This is a genomic window from Acidovorax sp. SUPP1855, assembly GCF_030158955.1.
GTDB lineage: Bacteria > Pseudomonadota > Gammaproteobacteria > Burkholderiales > Burkholderiaceae_C > Paracidovorax.
The window spans coordinates 34,900-51,569 of the sequence record NZ_BQXI01000015.1; the positions used below are offsets into that span (position 1 = coordinate 34,900).

At 67.9% G+C, this 16,670-nt stretch carries 20 protein-coding genes; 7 read left to right on the forward strand and 13 right to left on the reverse strand.

Annotation, left to right across the window (positions count from 1 at the left end):
* Positions 1-91: 91 nt before the first annotated feature.
* Positions 92-2,071, reverse strand: a complete 1,980-nt coding sequence (gene tlpB, locus AVMA1855_RS14470; protein ID WP_284426239.1) for a transporter-like protein TlpB — start codon at positions 2,069-2,071, stop codon at positions 92-94.
* Entirely contained in the window at positions 2,068-2,475 is a 408-nt protein-coding gene (gene apaG / locus AVMA1855_RS14475; RefSeq protein WP_272565684.1) for a Co2+/Mg2+ efflux facilitator ApaG/CorD, read from the reverse strand. The genes tlpB and apaG overlap by 4 nt, the downstream gene beginning before the upstream one ends.
* Positions 2,476-2,544: 69 nt before the next feature.
* On the opposite strand from apaG, the gene rpe reads away from it, so the two are divergent.
* A complete protein-coding gene (rpe, locus tag AVMA1855_RS14480) occupies positions 2,545-3,225 on the forward strand; it encodes a ribulose-phosphate 3-epimerase (protein ID WP_284426240.1) in 681 nt (226 codons plus the stop codon).
* Positions 3,226-3,263: 38 nt separating this feature from the next.
* Here rpe and AVMA1855_RS14485 read toward each other — a convergent pair whose 3' ends face one another.
* From AVMA1855_RS14485 to AVMA1855_RS14500, 4 genes are all read right to left on the reverse strand, one after another.
* Positions 3,264-3,674 carry a hypothetical protein gene (locus AVMA1855_RS14485; RefSeq protein WP_284426241.1) on the reverse strand — a complete coding sequence of 137 codons (411 nt, stop codon included), beginning with the start codon at positions 3,672-3,674 and terminating at the stop codon, positions 3,264-3,266.
* 158 nt (positions 3,675-3,832) lie between these two features.
* The gene (locus tag AVMA1855_RS14490) at positions 3,833-4,165 is read right to left on the reverse strand and encodes a DHCW motif cupin fold protein (protein ID WP_272565681.1); all 333 of its coding nucleotides are present in this window, start codon (positions 4,163-4,165) and stop codon (positions 3,833-3,835) included.
* 42 nt (positions 4,166-4,207) lie between these two features.
* Positions 4,208-5,251, reverse strand: coding sequence for an NAD(P)H-dependent flavin oxidoreductase (locus tag AVMA1855_RS14495; protein WP_284426242.1), 1,044 nt, complete (start codon positions 5,249-5,251; stop codon positions 4,208-4,210).
* A gap of 66 nt (positions 5,252-5,317) precedes the next feature.
* A complete protein-coding gene (locus AVMA1855_RS14500; RefSeq protein WP_284426243.1) occupies positions 5,318-5,650 on the reverse strand; it encodes a hypothetical protein in 333 nt (110 codons plus the stop codon).
* Between the two features lie 159 nt (positions 5,651-5,809).
* Between AVMA1855_RS14500 and ku the strand changes: the two genes are divergently transcribed.
* The 4 genes from ku (at position 5,810) to gph (ending at position 8,940) form a co-directional block, all read left to right on the forward strand.
* Positions 5,810-6,727 carry a non-homologous end joining protein Ku gene (gene ku, locus AVMA1855_RS14505; protein ID WP_284426244.1) on the forward strand — a complete coding sequence of 306 codons (918 nt, stop codon included), beginning with the start codon at positions 5,810-5,812 and terminating at the stop codon, positions 6,725-6,727.
* A 33-nt stretch (positions 6,728-6,760) separates the two neighbouring features.
* Entirely contained in the window at positions 6,761-7,573 is an 813-nt protein-coding gene (locus AVMA1855_RS14510; protein ID WP_284426245.1) for an exodeoxyribonuclease III, read from the forward strand.
* A gap of 89 nt (positions 7,574-7,662) precedes the next feature.
* Entirely contained in the window at positions 7,663-8,139 is a 477-nt protein-coding gene (locus AVMA1855_RS14515) for an RDD family protein (RefSeq protein WP_272565675.1), read from the forward strand.
* 78 nt (positions 8,140-8,217) lie between these two features.
* Positions 8,218-8,940, forward strand: coding sequence for a phosphoglycolate phosphatase (gene gph / locus AVMA1855_RS14520; RefSeq protein WP_502870337.1), 723 nt, complete (start codon positions 8,218-8,220; stop codon positions 8,938-8,940).
* Between the two features lie 28 nt (positions 8,941-8,968).
* Here the strand turns inward: gph and AVMA1855_RS14525 are convergent, their stop codons facing one another.
* The 6 genes from AVMA1855_RS14525 to AVMA1855_RS14550 all read right to left on the reverse strand — a co-directional run bounded on the left by AVMA1855_RS14525 (position 8,969) and on the right by AVMA1855_RS14550 (position 12,963).
* Positions 8,969-9,610, reverse strand: a complete 642-nt coding sequence (locus AVMA1855_RS14525; RefSeq protein ID WP_284406619.1) for an NrsF family protein — start codon at positions 9,608-9,610, stop codon at positions 8,969-8,971.
* Complete coding sequence (locus AVMA1855_RS14530; protein ID WP_284426298.1) at positions 9,607-10,215, reverse strand: sigma-70 family RNA polymerase sigma factor; 609 nt, start codon at positions 10,213-10,215, stop codon at positions 9,607-9,609. The genes AVMA1855_RS14525 and AVMA1855_RS14530 overlap by 4 nt, the downstream gene beginning before the upstream one ends.
* A gap of 113 nt (positions 10,216-10,328) precedes the next feature.
* The gene (locus AVMA1855_RS14535) at positions 10,329-10,598 is read right to left on the reverse strand and encodes a pentapeptide MXKDX repeat protein (protein ID WP_272565669.1); all 270 of its coding nucleotides are present in this window, start codon (positions 10,596-10,598) and stop codon (positions 10,329-10,331) included.
* Between the two features lie 92 nt (positions 10,599-10,690).
* Positions 10,691-11,482, reverse strand: coding sequence for a molybdopterin-dependent oxidoreductase (locus AVMA1855_RS14540; RefSeq protein WP_284426247.1), 792 nt, complete (start codon positions 11,480-11,482; stop codon positions 10,691-10,693).
* The gene (locus AVMA1855_RS14545) at positions 11,479-12,099 is read right to left on the reverse strand and encodes a cytochrome b/b6 domain-containing protein (protein ID WP_284426248.1); all 621 of its coding nucleotides are present in this window, start codon (positions 12,097-12,099) and stop codon (positions 11,479-11,481) included. The genes AVMA1855_RS14540 and AVMA1855_RS14545 overlap by 4 nt, the downstream gene beginning before the upstream one ends.
* A 267-nt stretch (positions 12,100-12,366) precedes the next feature.
* Positions 12,367-12,963 carry a chalcone isomerase family protein gene (locus tag AVMA1855_RS14550; RefSeq protein WP_284426249.1) on the reverse strand — a complete coding sequence of 199 codons (597 nt, stop codon included), beginning with the start codon at positions 12,961-12,963 and terminating at the stop codon, positions 12,367-12,369.
* A 342-nt stretch (positions 12,964-13,305) separates the two neighbouring features.
* Here AVMA1855_RS14550 and trpE point away from each other — a divergent pair, with 342 nt between their 5' ends.
* Together trpE and AVMA1855_RS14560 are read left to right on the forward strand one after the other, a co-directional pair.
* The gene (gene trpE, locus AVMA1855_RS14555) at positions 13,306-14,805 is read left to right on the forward strand and encodes an anthranilate synthase component I (protein ID WP_284426250.1); all 1,500 of its coding nucleotides are present in this window, start codon (positions 13,306-13,308) and stop codon (positions 14,803-14,805) included.
* Positions 14,805-15,140: a chorismate mutase gene (locus AVMA1855_RS14560; protein WP_284426251.1), complete on the forward strand. Its 336-nt coding sequence runs from the start codon at positions 14,805-14,807 to the stop codon at positions 15,138-15,140. Before trpE ends, AVMA1855_RS14560 begins: the two co-directional genes overlap by 1 nt.
* Positions 15,141-15,183: 43 nt before the next feature.
* On the opposite strand, the gene AVMA1855_RS14565 is transcribed toward AVMA1855_RS14560, so the two are convergent.
* Positions 15,184-16,611, reverse strand: coding sequence for a helix-turn-helix domain-containing protein (locus AVMA1855_RS14565; protein WP_284426252.1), 1,428 nt, complete (start codon positions 16,609-16,611; stop codon positions 15,184-15,186).
* Between the last annotated feature and the right edge of the window lie 59 nt (positions 16,612-16,670).

Below are 16,670 nucleotides of genomic sequence, written 5' to 3' on the forward strand. Positions count from 1 at the left end.
AATTTACCCGCTGGGGTGGCCTCACCCTGTAGGACGGAGGCCTCCATTCCGGGGGGGGATCCAGGCGGCGGAAAAGATCTTTTAACCGAGCTCAGGCCGCGCGCCGGGCGGGCATGAAAAACTCCAGCGGCGCGCGCCGCAGGCGCGAGCGCAGGGCCGCATAGACGCGGGCCCGCTCCACCCCCGTCACGCTGTGCGCGCGCAGGGCGAGCCGGAAGGCCAGGTAGAAGCTCACCGACACGTTCAGCGCGCCCAGCAGCGGGATCGTGGCCACGGCCCACCAGAACTGCGGCATGTGCAGCACCGGCAGGCCCAGCGCCGTGCTGGCCGCGCCCAGCTGGCCCGACGACAGCGTGACGTGGCGCACGTCCAGCCCCAGCCCGAAGAACGAGGCGATGGGCGGCACCAGCCCCAGCATGAAGCCCAGCGAGATGTTGGCGGCGAAGCCGGACAAGTTCTCGCGCAGGAAGTGCGCCCAGCGCGCGGCGCGCGCCGTGCCCAGCAGCCGGGTGATGCGCGGGTTGTACTGCACGGCCGAATCCAGGCGGTGCAGCACGAACCAGTTCTCCGCCCAGCCCGCGATGATGCTGGAGGCGAAGAGCAGCACGCCGGTGAAGGCCGCGAACAGCAGCGAGGGCCCCAGCAGGTGCAGCGACTCCAGCACGTGGTGGGCCTGGGCCGTGCTGATGGCCGTCTGCCCGGTTCCCTTGGCGATCAGCAGCGTGATGCCGATCACGGTCGGGAACACCACGAGCACGTTGCCCAGCACCGCGGCCACCTGCGACCGCACCAGGTGCGTGACCTCGTCCACGAAAGACACCACGGCCTCGTCGGAGTGCAGGTCCTTGAGCTTGGCCGCCATGGCCGGCGAGGTCATCGCGGGCTGCTTGGTGGCCACCGTGAAGTGCAGCAGCAGGATCAGCACGAAGCTCACCGAGTAGTTCACGCCCGCCCAGAAGCCGCCCCAGAAGGCCGACAGCGCCAGTGCCGCCAGGCCGAACTTCATGAGTGTGGTGAAGGCCATCACCAGGCCGCCGCCCGCGGCCTTGCCGACCATGGCGCGGTATTCGGCGCCGGTGCGCGTGATGTAGTGCTCGCCCGTCTCGGCGCTGCGCTCGGCCACCTTGGCCGCCAGCAGCGACGAGTTGGACGCCAGCAGCGCGCGCAGGCTGCGCCGTTCGCGGCCCACGGTGACCAGCCGCGCCATCAGGCGGGCGGCGGTGGGGGCGGGCGTGGGCGAGAGCAGGCAGTCCAGCAGCTCGCGCACGCGCAGGATGCGCTCGCGCAGTTGCCGCAGCCGGAACACCAGGCCCACCGAAATGCCGTTGTCCTCGAAGTGCGAATACACGGTGGCCGCGGCGGCGCGGCAGGCATCGAGCCGCTCGCGCAGGCGCTGCACGGATTCGTCGAGCCGGTCGGTGGTGCGCAGCTGGTGCAGGACCTCCACGCGCACGCTCTCCACGTCGCGGATCAGGGCGTGGAACGGCTGCGCGTCGCGCGCGGCCTCGCTCATGCGCAGACGCAGCTCGGGTGCGAAGCCGGTGGACAGGATCTGCCCCGCGCAATAGGTGATGGCGTCCAGCAGGGCGCGCTGCCAGCGGGTGGCGCCCGGCGCCTCGGCCGGGGCCATGGCCGACAGCAGCCGCGCGAGCAGGGCTTCGTCCAGGGCCGCGAGCCACAGCGCATCGAAATCGTAGGGAAGCGCCAGCATGAACAGCTCGGACGCGTCGATGGTCTCCGGGCTGCCGGGCAGCAGCTTGTAGCGCAGGCGCTCCGCCACTTCGCTGGCAAGGGCCGTGCGCGGCGCGAAGCCGAAATCGGCCAGCAAGGTGGTGATGTCCACCGTGCCGACGAGCGCGCTCCACCAGTCCTGAAGGCGCTGGCGCGCGGCGTCGTCCTTTTCGATGGCCTCCACGAACAGCTGCATGCGGCCGACCGCGGCCTCGACCGAGCGGCGGTTGCCCCGCACCCAGTCCAGCAGCGCAATCAGCCAAAGGTGGCGCTGCGCCAGCGGTGCGCCCGCATCCAGCTGGGCCAGCAGGTGGCCCAGGTCATTGGCGTGGCGCTTCAATGCAGCACTCTGCCGTTCAGGGGTGCGCCCGAGGCGTCGCCGGACACGGCTTCCAGCACGAAGAGCGCAATGGGGCATTCGAACGGCTCGCCGTCCTCGGCCACGCAGAAATAGCGGCCGTGCATGCTGCCGCTGGCCGTGCGCAGGCGGCAGCCGCTCGTGTACTGGAAGGATTCCCCGGGCTTGAGCAGCGGCTGCTGCCCGACGACGCCCAGGCCCTTGACCTCTTCGGTGTGGCCGCGCGCGTCGCTGATGACCCAGTGGCGGGAGATCAGCTGGGCGGGGATGTCGCCCGTGTTCGTGATGGTGATGGTGTAGGCGAAGCCATAAAAGCCCTCGTCGGGCGTGGATTGCTCGGGCAGGTACTGGGATTGCACCTCGGCCTGGAACTGGTACTTCGGCATGGGCGCAATGGTACCCGGGCCAGCGGCCGTGCCTTCCGGAGCGCCGCGGGCTGCTGCGACAATCGGGGGATGAGCCGCACCTACCGCATTGCCCCCTCGATCCTGTCCGCCGATTTCGCCCGCCTGGGCGACGAAGTGAAGAACGTCATCGCCGCTGGCGCCGACTGGATCCACTTCGATGTGATGGACAACCACTACGTGCCCAACCTGACGTTCGGGCCCATGATCTGCCAGGCGCTGAAGCCCCACGCCAAGACCCCGGACGGCCAGCCCGTGCCGATCGACGTGCACCTGATGGTCCAGCCCGTGGATGCGCTGGCCGCCGCTTTCGCCGATGCCGGCGCCGACTACATCAGCTTTCACCCCGACGCCTCGGCCCACGTGCACCGCAGCGTGCAGGCCATCCGCGCCAATGGCGCCAAGCCCGGCCTGGTGTTCAACCCCGCCGAACCGCTCGACGTACTCGACTGGGTGATCGACGACATCGACCTGATCCTCATCATGAGCGTGAACCCGGGCTTCGGCGGCCAGAGCTTCATCGACTCGGCCCTGCGCAAGATCGAGGCCGTGCGCCGGCGCATCGACGCCTGCGGCAAGGACATCCGCCTGGAAGTGGACGGCGGCATCAAGACCGACAACATCCGCCGCGTGGCGGATGCGGGCGCGGACACCTTCGTGGCGGGCAGCGCGATCTTCGGCAAGCCCGACTACGCCGGCGTGATCGGCGCCATGCGCACGCAGCTGGCCTGACGCGGCTCGGCCGCGGGCTCGGCCTGCATCCACGGCAATCAACGCGCTGGTGGCGTGGCGGGGGCCGGCACGATGGTGGTCGTGGTGCTCTCGCGCAGCACGCCGCCCGCGGCGGGCGAGCCGGACACGGCACTCGGGCCCTTCACGCGGTCCAGGCAGGCGGAACGTTCTTCGGGCGTCTTGAACACGGCGCAGCGGTCCACCGCATTGCTCTGCTCGGCCTGGGCGCCCGGATTGGTCAACTGACCAGTGCGCGACGATTCGAGGGCCGCACCCGCTTCCTGCAGGCACACGGCCTGGGACTGCTGCGTGTTGCCGCTCAGGCAGGCCTGGCGGTCGCGCTCGTAGCGGGCCCGGGCGGATTCGTCCGGCGCGGCGTGCGCGGTGGCGGCGGCTGCTGCCAGCAGGGCGGTGGTGGCGAGAGCGGAAAAGCGGCGAAGAGAAGACATCGGCATGGTGATCCTTTGGTATGCGAACCGCCCCTGGCAGCCGGGCGAAGGCCCGGCCGGGGCAAGGTTTGCAGACTAGGCGTACACCGAAGGAGCGTATGTCGGACGGTGCGCAGCCGCCGTGCGGGCCGTTCGCCCGCCACAGGGCGGTCCAGGCGTCAATCCACGATGAAGAGCTGCGCGCCCGTGGCCGTCGACGAACGGTGGGCCGCATCGCCGAAGTCGGACACCTGATAGCTCATGCCGGCCGTGAGCGTGACACGGCGGCCATCCTTCAATTCGGTTTCCAGCGTGCCTTCCAGCACGAACAGGATGTGGCCCCGGTCGCACCAGTGGTCGGCCAGGTAGCCGGCGGAATAGTCGACCCGGCGAATGCGAATATCGCCCACGGTCTGGGTGCGCCACAGGGCCGTTCCGGTCTCGCCAGGGTGCTCGGTGGGTGCGATGAGCGACCAGTCCGTCGTCGTGAAGGGCAGTGCAGGAATTTTCATGTCAAAGCGGTGGGGCCGGTGAATCTGGAAACGGTCGGCCGCTCAGCGCAGGCCCTTCGCCAGCGCGCGCGTCAGGTCGGCGGCGGACGCCTCCCGGCACCCGCTCGCGTTCTGTCCGGACCACAGCGGTGAAAAGTCGCTGCGCCCCAAGGCTTCCGCCTTGGCGCGCAGCGGGGCCAGCGCGGCCGTCGCGAGAGGGAATTCCGGGGCCGCGGGATTCAGTGGCCCCAGTTCGTGCATGACGCGGTTCATGATGCCGCGGGCAGGGCGGCCGGTGAACAGGTGGGTGAGGGCGGTGTGGCGCGCGGCGTCGCTTTGCAATGCGGCGCGGTGCACTGCGCTGGTAGTGGCCTCGGTGGCCAGCATGTAGGCGGTGCCGACCTGCACGCCCGAGGCCCCCAGCGCCATGGCCGCGGCCACGCCCTGGGCGTCCGCGATGCCCCCGGCCGCGATGACCGGGCACTGCACGGCGCCGACGATCTGGGGCAGCAGCGCGAAGGTGCCGGATTGCTTGGTCAGGTCGTGCGACAGGAAGTGCCCGCGGTGCCCGCCGGCCTCCAGGCCCTGCGCGATGACCGCGTCCACGCCCCGCGCCTGCAGCCAGAGCGCTTCTTCCACCGTGGTGGCCGACGCGAGGACTTTGGAGCCCCAGCTTTTCACCTGCGCCAGGAGGTCGTCCGGCGGCAGTCCGAAATGGAAGCTGACCACCGGTGGCCGGAACTCCGCCAGCAGGCCGGCCACCTCGGCGTTGAACGGATGGCGTCCCGCACCGGCGGGGATGTCCTCCGAACGAAGGCCGAATTCGGCGTAATAGGGCGCCAGCGCCGCACGCCATGCCGCCTCCCGCTGCGGATCGGGCAGGGGGGGCGTGTGGCAAAAGAAGTTGACGTTGTAGGGCCGGCGGGTGGCCGCGCGGATGGCCGTGACTTCCTGGCGAATCAGGTCGGGCGTGAGCCCGGCGCAGGGCAAGGAGCCCAGGCCCCCGGCTTCGCTCACGGCGATCACCATGGCGCTTCCCGATACCGCCACCATGGGCGCCTGGATGAGGGGAAATTCGGTGCCGAGGAGGTGTTGGAGCGTGGTCATCGGTGGGGCCTGTAGGGACGTGGTGGGCATTCTGCACCACCTCCTCCAGCCGCCAGGCGCGGCGGTTCAGCGGGCGGGGCCGAATCCGAACAGCGAGGGTTTGGAGGGGGCCGGGGGATCGGCCGGCGGGCGCTCCGTCTGGGGCGCATCGTGCGATGGCGCCACCGCTTTCGCGGCCCGCTTCACGGCAAGGCGAGGGCCGATGTCCAGGTCTTCGATCATGGCTTGCAAGACCCGAAGCCCATCGGCCAGGGCCTGGTGGTAGGTGCCCGCGGACGACGCGGACCGTTCCATCTCCGCCCAGGCACCGCCGCCTTCGCGCTCCATCAGCACCCAGCGGAAGTCGCCGGGGGACGGCTCTTGCACATGGATGGCGATGGGGCGAAGGGCGGACGGCATCGCTCCAGCATAGGGGATCGCGGGGGATGGCCCAAGGCCGTGCCGCCACCCGATTGGCAGGCAATGCCTACCGCTGCGGCAAGCGGCCGCCTACAAGGGTGGCAGACCGATCGACGCAGACTGGGGCGAACGGGGTTTCCCCCTTCGGAGAAAAGTCACATGGCAACTGGCAGTCGCACGCTCTGGAAGGGCGCCATCACCTTCGGCCTGGTCCATATCCCTGTCGGGCTGCACACGGCGGCGACGGAGCAGGGCGTGGACTTCGACTGGCTGGACAAGCGGTCCATGGACCCGGTGGGCTACAAGCGCATCAACAAGAAGACCGGCAAGGAAATCGACAAGGACAACATCGTCAAAGGGGTGCAGTACGAAGACGGCAAGTACGTCATCATCAGCCCGGAAGAGATCGAGGCGGTGTTCCCCAAGACCACGCAGACCATCGAGATCGAGCGCTTCATCGATGCGAACGACATGCCGTTCATCTTCCTGGAGCGGCCGTACTACGTGGCACCCGTCAACAAGAGCGACAAGGTCTATGCGCTGCTGCGCGAAACCCTCATCGCGACGGGCAAGGTCGGCCTCGCGAAGGTCGTCATCTCGACGAAGCAGCATCTGGCCGCGCTGGTGCCTTCGGGGCCGGCGCTCGTGCTGAACCTGCTGCGCTGGGGCGACGAGGTCAAGACGCTCGACTCGCTCGAACTGCCGGCCGCCGGCAGAAAGAGTGTGAGCGCCGCGGAACTCAAGATGGCCAAGCAGCTGGTCGAGGAGATGTCCGGAAACTGGGACCCCGCCGACTTCAAGGACGAGTTCCGCATCCAGGTGATGAAGCTCGTGGACAAGAAGGCGAAGGCGGGCGAAGGCCACACCGTCATGGACCCGGAGGAAGAAGCGCCGCAGACCGGCGAAGTGATCGACCTCACGGCCCTGCTCAAGCGCAGCCTCAAGGGGGGCTCCGCGCCTGCGCGCAAGGCGGCGGGCAAAACGGCCGGCAAGGCGGGGGCCAAAGCGCCTGCCAGGAAGGCCGGTGCCAAAAGCGCCGCCGCCAGGAAGAGCGCACCGGAAAGAAAAGCGGCGTGAGCGATTCGGCAGCGTGTCCAGGCCGGTGACGCCATGCGCGTCGCCACGTGGAACATCAACAACGTCAACAAGCGGATCGACCGGCTGGTCGACTGGCTGCAGCGCACGCGGCCCGATGTGGTCGCGCTGCAGGAACTCAAATGTCCCACGGCGCAGTTCCCGGATGAGGCGCTGCGCGCGGCGGGCTACCGGGGCGTGGCCGTCGGCCAGCGCACATGGAATGGCGTGGCGCTGCTCGGCCGCGGGCACGATCCGCTGCCCGTGTTGACCGCGCTGCCGGGCGACCCGGCCGACAAGGAAGCCCGCTACCTCGAAGCGGCCGTCAACGGCGTGCTCTATGCCTGCCTGTACCTGCCCAACGGCAACCCGCAGCCCGGCCCCCGATTCGACGCCAAGCTGCGTTGGTTCGAGCGGCTGAACCGCCGCGCCCAGGCGCTCTGGGCGTCTGGCTATCCCGTGGTGCTGATGGGCGACTGGAACGTCGTGCCGACGGATGCGGACATCTACCGGCCCGACACGTGGGCGGACAACGCCCTTTTGCAGCCGGCGCCCCGGCAAGCCTATGCCGACCTGTTGACCCAGGGGTGGACGGATGCCATCGCCACGGTGCACCCGAAGGACGTGCCGTTCACCTTCTGGGACTACCGGCGCCGGCGCTGGGAGCGCGATGCGGGACTGCGCATCGATCACATCCTGGTGAGCCGCATGCTCCAGGTGGCGGACGCCGGCGTGGACCGGGACGAGCGCGGAAAGGACGACACCAGCGACCATGCCCCCGTCTGGGCGGAACTGACGGTGGCGAAGGCGCCGGTGCGGCGCCGGGCGGCCAAGCCGACTGGCGTTTGAAACCCCTCGCAGTCCGGCGATCGCTGCCAGAATCCAGGGTGCCTCGACCCCTGAGGCCGCAAACACCTGCTTCAGAAGGAAACGATGCCATGAACGACCCCAGCGGCTTTCCCGATCTCGAATATGTCGGCTTCTGGGCGCGCGTGGGCGCGACGCTGATCGACACCCTGCTGCTGATCGTCGTGACGGTGCCGCTGCTGGTGGCGTTCTATGGCTGGGCGTATTTCGAATCCGAGCGCCTGGTCTTGGGGCCTGCGGATTTCGTCATCTCCTGGGTGCTGCCGGCCGTGGCGGTGGTGCTGTTCTGGCTGAGCCGGCAGGCCACGCCGGGCAAGATGGCCATCGGCGCCCGCGTGGTGGATGCCGCCACCGGCAAGCCGATGACCCCCGGGCAGTCGGTGGGCCGCTACGTGGCGTATTTCGCCTCCGCGATTCCGCTGGGCCTGGGCCTGCTGTGGGTGGCGTTCGACGGCCGCAAGCAGGGCTGGCACGATAAGCTGGCGGGCACGGTGGTCGTGCGGCCGAAGCGGCGTGGGACGCAGGCGGTGAGTTTTCCGCAGGGTTGAAGACGTTCTCCCGCACCAGGACCGCCACGGCGCCACCCCGCCTTCATTCACTGCACGCCTGTTTTCATGGCCATGACGATGCAATCTGCCCCCTTTTCAGACTGGATTCCGCTGCCCCCCGCACAAGCCGATGCCGCGATCGTGGACCTGGACGGCACCATGGTGGACACGCTCGGCGATTTTTCCGAGGCGATCAACCGCATGCTGCGCGAGCTGGGGCTGCCCGGCATCGCGGCGCCCGACATCGAACGCATGGTGGGAAAGGGCTCGCAGCACCTGATTCATTCGGTGCTCAATCACGTTCTGGCGCATGATTCACTAGGGCGTATTGCTATCAAAACAGAAGCAATCTATCCGCAGGCCTGGGAAAGCTACCAGCGCCATTACGCCGCCGTCAACGGCCAGTTCGCCGCGCTGTACCCCGGGGTGGTCACCGGACTGCAGGCGCTGCGGCGGCAAGGCGTGCGCCTGGCCTGCCTGACCAACAAGCCCACGGCGTTCGCCGTTTCGCTGCTGGAGGCCAAGGGGCTGGACGGCTTCTTCGAGAAGGTGTTCGGCGGCGATGCCTTCGAGCGCATGAAGCCCGACCCGATGCCGTTGCTCCGGACCTGCGAGGCGCTGGGCACCGTGCCCGGGCGCACGCTGATGATCGGCGACTCCAGCAACGATGCCCGGGCGGCCCGCGCCGCCGGCTGCCCCGTGGTGCTGGTGACCTACGGCTACAACCACGGGCAACCCGTGCGCGAGGTGGATGCCGACGGCTATGTCGATTCGCTGGAGGCGCTGCTGCCCGGTCCCTGACGCGCCGCAGCGGCGGGGCGATGGCCCGCTACCAGCGCAGCAGCCGAGGCCCCAGCACGGCACCAGCGGCCACCGGCAGCGACATGCCCAGAACGTACCAGATGGCGATGAACGGTGCGGCCAGCTCCGGGCAGTGCAGCGCATAGACCGTGGCGCCAACCGCGCCGCCCAGGGCGCCGGCCCCTGCGCCGGCCCATGCGGGGCGGACGGGCGCCATGCCCCGCAGCACCCAGATCGCGGCCAGGAACACCGGCAGCGACAGCATCGCGATATTTTCCGCGCACACACGCCAGGTGCGGCTGAGCACCAGCTCCGGCAGTTGTGCCGCGGGGGCCTGCCACACCGCCATCAGCCCCAGGGCCCACACCAGGCCGATCGGGGCGGCCCAGCCCAGCCATGCGACGCGGGTGACAGAGCCCGGTTTTCCGAGCCGGGCGACCAGCCGCAACGCGGCCAGGGCCATCAGCAGCGGAGCGCCGAACTTCACCCAGAACATGGGCAGGGTGGCGTATTGGCCGAGCGCTGGATTGAGCCCGAGCCCATACCGCATCAGCCAACCCGAAACCGGCACGGCCAGGAGAAGGCCGAGCGCCAGGCGCTTCGCTGCGGCATGGCGAGGGACCGGCACCGTGTCGGCGGCCAATAGATGGATCAGATCGTCGGTTTTCATGGGGAGGCCTTTGGCTTCGCCGTGGGAGGGGACGAAGACGCGATGCGGCTCGCCAGCGCCTTCAGGCCCCGGTGGATGCCGATTTTCACGGCGGATTCCGTCATGCCGGTTTCCAGGGCCACGTCGGAGACCGACCGGCCGTGCAGCTTGACCTGCTCGATGGGCAGGCGCTGGCGGTCGGGCAGGGTGGCGAGCAGTCGCCCGAGATCGCGCCGGGCCTCGGCGGCCGTGTCCTCGGTGTGATCGAAGAGGCCGGTTGCATCGTCGTCCAGGGGGTCGTGCAGCGCTTCGCGCGCCTGGCGCGCGCGCAGCAGATCGATGGTCTTGTAGCGCGCGATGGCGTGCACCCAGGCCGTCAGCGGCTGGCTGCGCTGGTAGGTATGGCGCTGGTTGTGCAGGGCCAGCAGGGTGTCTTGCACAAGGTCCTCCACGTCGTCGGGCCAACCGGACAGCCGTCGGCGGTAGAACGACCGCAGGCGGGTGGCCATTTGCTGCAGGAATTGCCGGTACGCCGCCGCATCGCCCTCCAGCCCGGCGAGCATCAGGCTTCGCAGGCGCTGTTCGGTCTGGAGGTGCGCAATCTCTCGATGCGGTGGGGGCGCCATGGCCGCATCAGGGTACACGGCATCGGCGCCACTCGCGCGCATCGCGCGATGGCGTGGGACACGGCCTGCGCTGACGGCCTGCATGGACCCGTTGCCTGCAGGCATGCCGTGGCTTATTTCTTCATCTCGTCCTTCTTCATCTCATCTTTCTTCATCGCGTCCTTTCCCATGGAATCCTTGGCCATAGGGTCGTGCTTCATGCCGTCTTTCTTCATCGCATCCTTCTTCATGCCGTCGTGTTTCATGGCGTCTTTCGGCGTGGCTTCCTTCGCCATCGAGTCCTTGGCCATGGGGTCCTTTTTCATCATGTCGTCCGCCGCCATGGCGGAGACGGAGGCCGCGGTCAGGCAGGCGGCGAGCAGTGCGGTCGTGAGCTTGTTCATGTCGAAAGTCCTTTTGTAGAGGGAAGAGAAAAATTGCGCCGCACCTGGGAATCGGGCACGGCCGCGCCGTCTGCGGCGCCGAGCCCGATCGCTCAGCTGCCGCCGAACCCGTTGTAGCCCTGGTCTTCCCAGTAGCCGCCTGGATAGGTGTTGGTCACGGACATCGCCATGACGTGTTTCGGGTTCTTGTAGCCCAGCTTGGTCGGTATGCGCAGCTTCAGCGGAAAGCCGTATTTCGGTGGCAATGGCTCGCCGTCGCAGGTCAGCGCGAGCAGCGTCTGCGGATGCAGCGCGGTCGCCATGTCGATGCTGGTGTGATAGTCGTCGGCACATGCGAAGCCGATGTACTTCGCGCTCAGGTCGGCGCCGATGCGCCGCAGAAAATCGCCGAAAGGCACGCCGCCCCACTTTCCGATGGCGCTCCAGCCCTCCACGCAGATGTGGCGGGTGACCTGCTCCTGCTGCGCGAGGGCGCGCAGTGCCGCAAGGGTCCAGGGGCGTTTTTCGGCCACCAGGCCGACCACTTCGAGGCGGTAGCCTTCCTCTTTCACGATCCGGACTTCGTCTTCGCCGTAGTACGCATTGAAGGGAAACGGCCGGACGATCATGGATTCGGGATAGGTGGGTGCCAACCGGCCGGGGTCGAACAGCCATCCCTGGGCCCGGTCGTTCCAGCGCGAGATGCGCTGGAGCATGGCTTCCACATCCTCGTTGTCGCTGATGCTGCAGCCGGCCAGCAGGGACAGTCCGCCCAGCGTCAGGCTACCGCGCAGGAAATGGCGGCGTGCGGCGGGCGCCATGTGGCGCTCCAGGAGCTTGCGCGCGTCGGCCAAGGCCAGGTCTGCATCGGCATTGGACAAGCTCCGGCGTCTGAAGAGGTTCATGCCGCACTCCCTTGGCGGCCGGCGCTCAGCATGGTGAGCAGCGTGCGCGGCACCAGGGCCACCATCACACCGTGCAGGGCAATGAACCCGACCAGCAGCCCCATGGCCACGAAATGGATGCGGCGCGAGAACTCGTAGCCCCCCAGCCATTCCCGCAAGACGGGGAACTGCACGGACTTGAACAGCACGAGCCCGGACAGCACCAGGACCAGGAGGTCCAGCATCACGAACAGATAGGCCAGCCGCTGCACGCTGTTGTACTGGCGCGCATCCGTGTGGGCGAGCTTTCCGCGCAGGGCGTCCATGGCGTCGCGCAGCACGGCGCGCGGCCAGACCGGAAAGAACCTGCGGGCCAGCCGGCCGCTGGCGAGGTTCATCGCCAGATAGAACAGGCCGTTGGCCGCCAGCAGCCACATGGCGGCGAAATGCCACTGCAGTGCACCTCCGAGCCAGCCGCCGAGGGTCAGCGCGTTGGGCAGCGTGAAAGGGAAGAACGGCGCCGCGTTGTAGATGCGCCAGCCGCTGGCGATGAGGATCAGCACCGCCAGGGCGTTCAGCCAGTGGCTGATGCGTATCCACAAGGGGTGGATGGGCTGTGGTTTCGCGGATGCCGCCATGAATGCTCCTGAAAGAGGGCCCGGCGATCGGGCCTCGTCCAGTAGTTCGGGCGGAATGCGCCGCGGGTTACAGGCGGGTGAAAAAATTCCTGGAATTCAGGTGGCGTGCCGGCATCGCGGTTTTCTTGAAAGCGGCCAGAATCATGCTCTGGCGCAATATGTACTAGGGCATGTAGCTATAAAAATAATAGCATCCGGGTTGCGGGGCAGGAAAAGCAGGGGCCGGACGCCCGTGCGCCGCCAGCCGGAGGGCCGCGGACAACCGGGTCAGCCACCCGCCTTGCCCAGCAGGGCGTCCTTGAGCTTCCAGTCCGCCGGCCGCTCGCCCAGCCAGATGCCCATCAGGGCATCGAAGAATTCGGGCTCGCGGAACGGCTCGCCCTGCGCCACGCCCTTGACGCTGATCACGGTGCCCGTGCCGGGCAGCCAGTCAACGGTGAAGGTGTCGCCGGCCGAGAGCTTCTTGTGCTGGGAAAAGATCTCGCTCATGCGCAGCACGCCGGGCACCAGGCGGGAGAACGAGGCCTTGTCCATGTTGTCTTCCATGCCGCGCGAAAACAGCTTGCCCAGTTCGGCCGATTCGATGTCGCGCAGCATGGTGATCGACAGCCGCTTGGGGCCGCGCAGGGCGGCCACTTCCTGCGGCGTGCCCGCCTTGCGCTCCAGGTACAGGCCCGCCGTGTACACCTTGAAAACGGCCTTGTAGCGGATGCCCGCGCCATTGAGCAGCAATGGGCTGCCTTGCAGTGGCAGGGCGGTGGCGTACTTCACATCGGCGACGGTCACGACCTGGGCCCAGGCGGCCCCCATGGTCACAAGAAGGCCGGCGAGGGTGGCTGCCAGCCACCGCTGCAGAAACATCATGGCAACTCCCAAAAAAAGAACGATCGTTCGTTTCTGATTGTTGCCGCGTGTCCGGGCGCGCACAACAGGGTTTTCAGCAAGGATTGCGGCAGGGCCCCTGGTTCGCCGGCCGCGGCGGGCGGGCGCAGGCGCTTTGCTACACTTTCTCCCCATGTTCATTCACCACGTGTTCATCACAGGTTGCAGCGACCGGGGAGCCTGGCCCTGGCGCAAGCCAGCCGCATCGAACGCCTGATGGCACCTGGGGCAATCCCAGCTGCACCCGTGGCCCTGACGGGCCGAACGCAATGAACTGCGGCGCCCCACGTCCTTGTGCTGGCGCTGCCCGACTGGGAAATTCCCGTGATTACAGAACTTGAATTCAAAAGCCTGGCCAGCGAAGGCTACAACCGCATTCCGCTCATCGCGGAGGCCTTCGCCGACCTGGAGACGCCGCTTTCGCTGTACCTGAAGCTGGCCTACAGCAAGGACGGCGGCAAATACAGTTTCCTGCTCGAATCGGTCGTGGGGGGCGAGCGGTTCGGCCGCTACAGCTTCATTGGCCTGCCGGCGCGCACCTTGCTGAGGGCCAGCGGCTTCGGGGCCGACGCCAAGACCGAGGTGGTCACCGATGGGCAGGTGGTCGAGACCGCCGCCGGCAATCCGCTGGATTTCATCGAGGCGTACCAGAAGCGTTTCAAGGTGGCGCTGCGCCCCGGCCTGCCGCGGTTCTGCGGCGGCCTGGCGGGGTACTTCGGCTATGACGCGGTGCGTTACGTCGAAAAGAAGCTCGAAGCGAGTTGCCCGCCCGACACGATGGGCCTGCCCGACATCCTGCTGCTGCAGTGCGAGGAACTGGCGGTCATCGACAACCTCTCGGGCAAGCTGTACCTCATCGTCTACGCGGACCCGGGCCAGCCCGAGGCGTATTCCAGGGGCAAGCAACGCCTGCGGGGTTTGAAGGACCAGCTCAAGTATTCGGTGGCCGCGCCGGTCGTCAAGCCGACGGAGAGCCATCCTCCCCAGCGCGACTTTGCCAAGGCCGATTACCTGGCGGCGGTGGACCGTGCCAAGGAGCTGATCGCCGCGGGCGACTTCATGCAGGTGCAGGTGGGCCAGCGCATCCACAAGCGCTACACCGAATCGCCGCTCTCCCTGTACCGCGCGCTGCGGTCGCTGAACCCCTCGCCCTACATGTTTTACTACCACATGGGCGACTTCCACATCGTCTCGGCGTCGCCGGAGATCCTGGTGCGGCAAGAGAGCACCCCGCAAGGCCAGAAGGTCACGATCCGGCCTTTGGCCGGAACGCGCCCGCGCGGCAACACGCCCGAGCATGACAAGGCCACGGAAATCGAACTGGTCAACGACCCCAAGGAGCGCGCGGAGCACGTGATGCTGATCGACCTTGCGCGCAACGACATCGGGCGCATCGCCAAGACGGGCACGGTGAAGGTGACGGAGGCGTTCGCCGTGGAGCGCTACAGCCACGTGATGCACATCGTGAGCAACGTCGAGGGCCTGCTCAATGACGGCATGACCAACATGGACGTGCTGAAGGCCACGTTTCCGGCAGGCACGCTCACCGGCGCGCCCAAGGTGCATGCGATGGAGCTGATCGACCAGCTGGAGCCCGTCAAGCGTGGCCTGTATGGCGGGGCGTGTGGCTATCTCAGCTACGCCGGGGACATGGATGTGGCCATTGCCATCCGCACCGGCATCGTGAAGGACGGAACGCTCTATGTTCAGGCCGCGGCCGGCGTCGTGGCCGACTCGGTGCCCGAGCTGGAGTGGAAGGAAACGGAACACAAGGCCCGCGCTCTGCTGCGCGCTGCCGAACTGGTTGAGGAAGGACTCGAATGATGACCCGGGCGATCGACAAGGTGGAGCGCTGCAGCAGCATGGCGCAGGTGCGTGCGCGCATCGACGCGCTGGACGACATCCTGGTGCCGTTGCTGGTGGAGCGCGGCGGCTACATGACCCAGGCCGCATTGAACAAGCAGCGCGAGTCCCAGGTGCGGGACGAAGGCCGCATCGAATTCATCGTGCGCCGGGTGCGCGAGCGTGCGCTGGCCGAAGGCGGCCAGCCCGAGGTGATCGAGGCCATCTACCGCAGCATGATGGAGACCTACATCGCCTACGAACATGAAGAGTTCGCGCGGCTGGTCGAGCAAGGCGCCAAGACCTCCGTGAAGTGACGGCAGGGCAGCGGGCGGCTGTCGCGTCCCGCCAGCCGTGATATCAGTGCGCATCGGCGGGACGCCCGGCGGACAGCTTGAAGGCGTTGGCCAGCGTGGACCGGTTGCAGATGCCCCAGCGTGACGCGACGTCCAGCATGTGGGCCCGTCCGCCGGTTTCGCTCATCTCGCGCAGTTCGTCCTCGATGCGCTTCACGCGCTCGGTCCGGATCAGTTCGGCAGGCGTCATGCCCAGGTGGTTGCGGAACGCCAGTTGCAGGGCGCGTTCGGTGACCCCCAGGCGGCCTGCGATTTCACGCACCGAAAGGTTGGCGTCGTGCAGGTGCTCGACGATGTAGCGGTAGGCCGCGCGGTAGCGGGGCGGCAGGCGCAAGCCGGTCGTGTCCTGGGCCTGGGAGGGCAGGGTGGACGCGGCGCTGTTCATGCGCGCCAGCACCGTGTTGTGCACCACGCGCATGGCCTGGGCCACGTGGCGCTTGTACTGGCGCAGTGACTCGCCCAGCCGGCCTTCTTCCATGTGGATCTTGGACAGGCAGTATTGGATGTCCGACGCGTAAGGGTGCCGATCGACCTCGCGTTCGACGCTGGCCAGCGGCTGGATCACATCGCGGGCACCCGTGGCCGCCTTGTCGGTCAGCAGCGCGAGGCAGGCTTCCACCCGCACTTGCGATTCCAGGCCCGCCAGTTCGTGTTCGCGCAGCCAGCGCACGAAGCTCGCCACCGCCTCTTGCCGGCTGGCAGGGTGGTGTCCCAGCAAGCCGCAGCGCAGGTAAGCCAGGCGGGCCCGCAGCAGTTCGGGCGCGTGGGGGCTTGACTCGAGCGCCGCCAGTTCGGCCACCATCTCTGCCTCGGTCGGCAGATCGCGTGCCAGTGCCATGGCGGACTCCGACAGCGCATGGTCTGTCAGTTCTTCATGGCGCAGCAGGTGCACCCGGGCCAGCACCTCCAGGCGGATCGCCCTGGCGTGCGGCTCCAGCATGGCTGCGGGGGCTGACTGGCAGAGCGCTTCCGCCTGGCGTGCGGTGGCCAGGGCTTCGGCATGCTGGCCCAGGGCCTGCATCGACAGCGCCTTGCCGCAATGGCCTTCCACACGCAATTCGAGCGGGGCTTCGTGGTCGCTGGCCACGATCGACCAGCAGGCCACGGCACGGGCGGGCTTGTTCAGATGATGAAAGAGCCAGGCTTGGTCCAGTGCCGACTGCCAGCGCACGTTGCTGCGCGATACCTGGTCATAGGCCTTGAGCTGCTGGTGGAACACTTCGCTGGCGGCCTCCTCCATGCCAACCAGCAGCAGGCTGCGCCCGAGCAGCGCGCCTTCCTGCGGCGTGCCCGTATCGCGGCCATTGCGCTCCAGGCGCCGGCGGCCGATGCCCGCCGCGTCCTTGACGCGCATGGCGTGAATGAGATTGGAAAGCTCTGGCGCCTGGGCTTGGGCGCGCTGGCAGGTCAACGACAGAAGTGTGAGCAGCATGGGTCTTCGCGGTGTTGCCGCGCCTTTGATTGATGACCAGTCAATGCTAGGAACGGGCG

What these genes read in the sequence shown, in the direction of transcription:
- apaG (WP_272565684.1), bottom strand. Translation starts at nt 2,475, where the DNA reads ATGCCGAAGTACCAGTTCCAGGCCGAGGTGCAATCCCAGTACCTGCCC.
- rpe (WP_284426240.1), top strand. Translation starts at nt 2,545, where the DNA reads ATGAGCCGCACCTACCGCATTGCCCCCTCGATCCTGTCCGCCGATTTC.
- AVMA1855_RS14485 (WP_284426241.1), bottom strand. Translation starts at nt 3,674, where the DNA reads ATGTCTTCTCTTCGCCGCTTTTCCGCTCTCGCCACCACCGCCCTGCTG.
- AVMA1855_RS14490 (WP_272565681.1), bottom strand. Translation starts at nt 4,165, where the DNA reads ATGAAAATTCCTGCACTGCCCTTCACGACGACGGACTGGTCGCTCATC.
- AVMA1855_RS14495 (WP_284426242.1), bottom strand. Translation starts at nt 5,251, where the DNA reads ATGACCACGCTCCAACACCTCCTCGGCACCGAATTTCCCCTCATCCAG.
- AVMA1855_RS14500 (WP_284426243.1), bottom strand. Translation starts at nt 5,650, where the DNA reads ATGCCGTCCGCCCTTCGCCCCATCGCCATCCATGTGCAAGAGCCGTCC.
- ku (WP_284426244.1), top strand. Translation starts at nt 5,810, where the DNA reads ATGGCAACTGGCAGTCGCACGCTCTGGAAGGGCGCCATCACCTTCGGC.
- AVMA1855_RS14510 (WP_284426245.1), top strand. Translation starts at nt 6,761, where the DNA reads ATGCGCGTCGCCACGTGGAACATCAACAACGTCAACAAGCGGATCGAC.
- AVMA1855_RS14515 (WP_272565675.1), top strand. Translation starts at nt 7,663, where the DNA reads ATGAACGACCCCAGCGGCTTTCCCGATCTCGAATATGTCGGCTTCTGG.
- gph (WP_502870337.1), top strand. Translation starts at nt 8,218, where the DNA reads ATGCAATCTGCCCCCTTTTCAGACTGGATTCCGCTGCCCCCCGCACAA.
- AVMA1855_RS14525 (WP_284406619.1), bottom strand. Translation starts at nt 9,610, where the DNA reads ATGAAAACCGACGATCTGATCCATCTATTGGCCGCCGACACGGTGCCG.
- AVMA1855_RS14530 (WP_284426298.1), bottom strand. Translation starts at nt 10,215, where the DNA reads ATGGCGCCCCCACCGCATCGAGAGATTGCGCACCTCCAGACCGAACAG.
- AVMA1855_RS14535 (WP_272565669.1), bottom strand. Translation starts at nt 10,598, where the DNA reads ATGAACAAGCTCACGACCGCACTGCTCGCCGCCTGCCTGACCGCGGCC.
- AVMA1855_RS14540 (WP_284426247.1), bottom strand. Translation starts at nt 11,482, where the DNA reads ATGAACCTCTTCAGACGCCGGAGCTTGTCCAATGCCGATGCAGACCTG.
- AVMA1855_RS14545 (WP_284426248.1), bottom strand. Translation starts at nt 12,099, where the DNA reads ATGGCGGCATCCGCGAAACCACAGCCCATCCACCCCTTGTGGATACGC.
- AVMA1855_RS14550 (WP_284426249.1), bottom strand. Translation starts at nt 12,963, where the DNA reads ATGATGTTTCTGCAGCGGTGGCTGGCAGCCACCCTCGCCGGCCTTCTT.
- AVMA1855_RS14560 (WP_284426251.1), top strand. Translation starts at nt 14,805, where the DNA reads ATGACCCGGGCGATCGACAAGGTGGAGCGCTGCAGCAGCATGGCGCAG.
- AVMA1855_RS14565 (WP_284426252.1), bottom strand. Translation starts at nt 16,611, where the DNA reads ATGCTGCTCACACTTCTGTCGTTGACCTGCCAGCGCGCCCAAGCCCAG.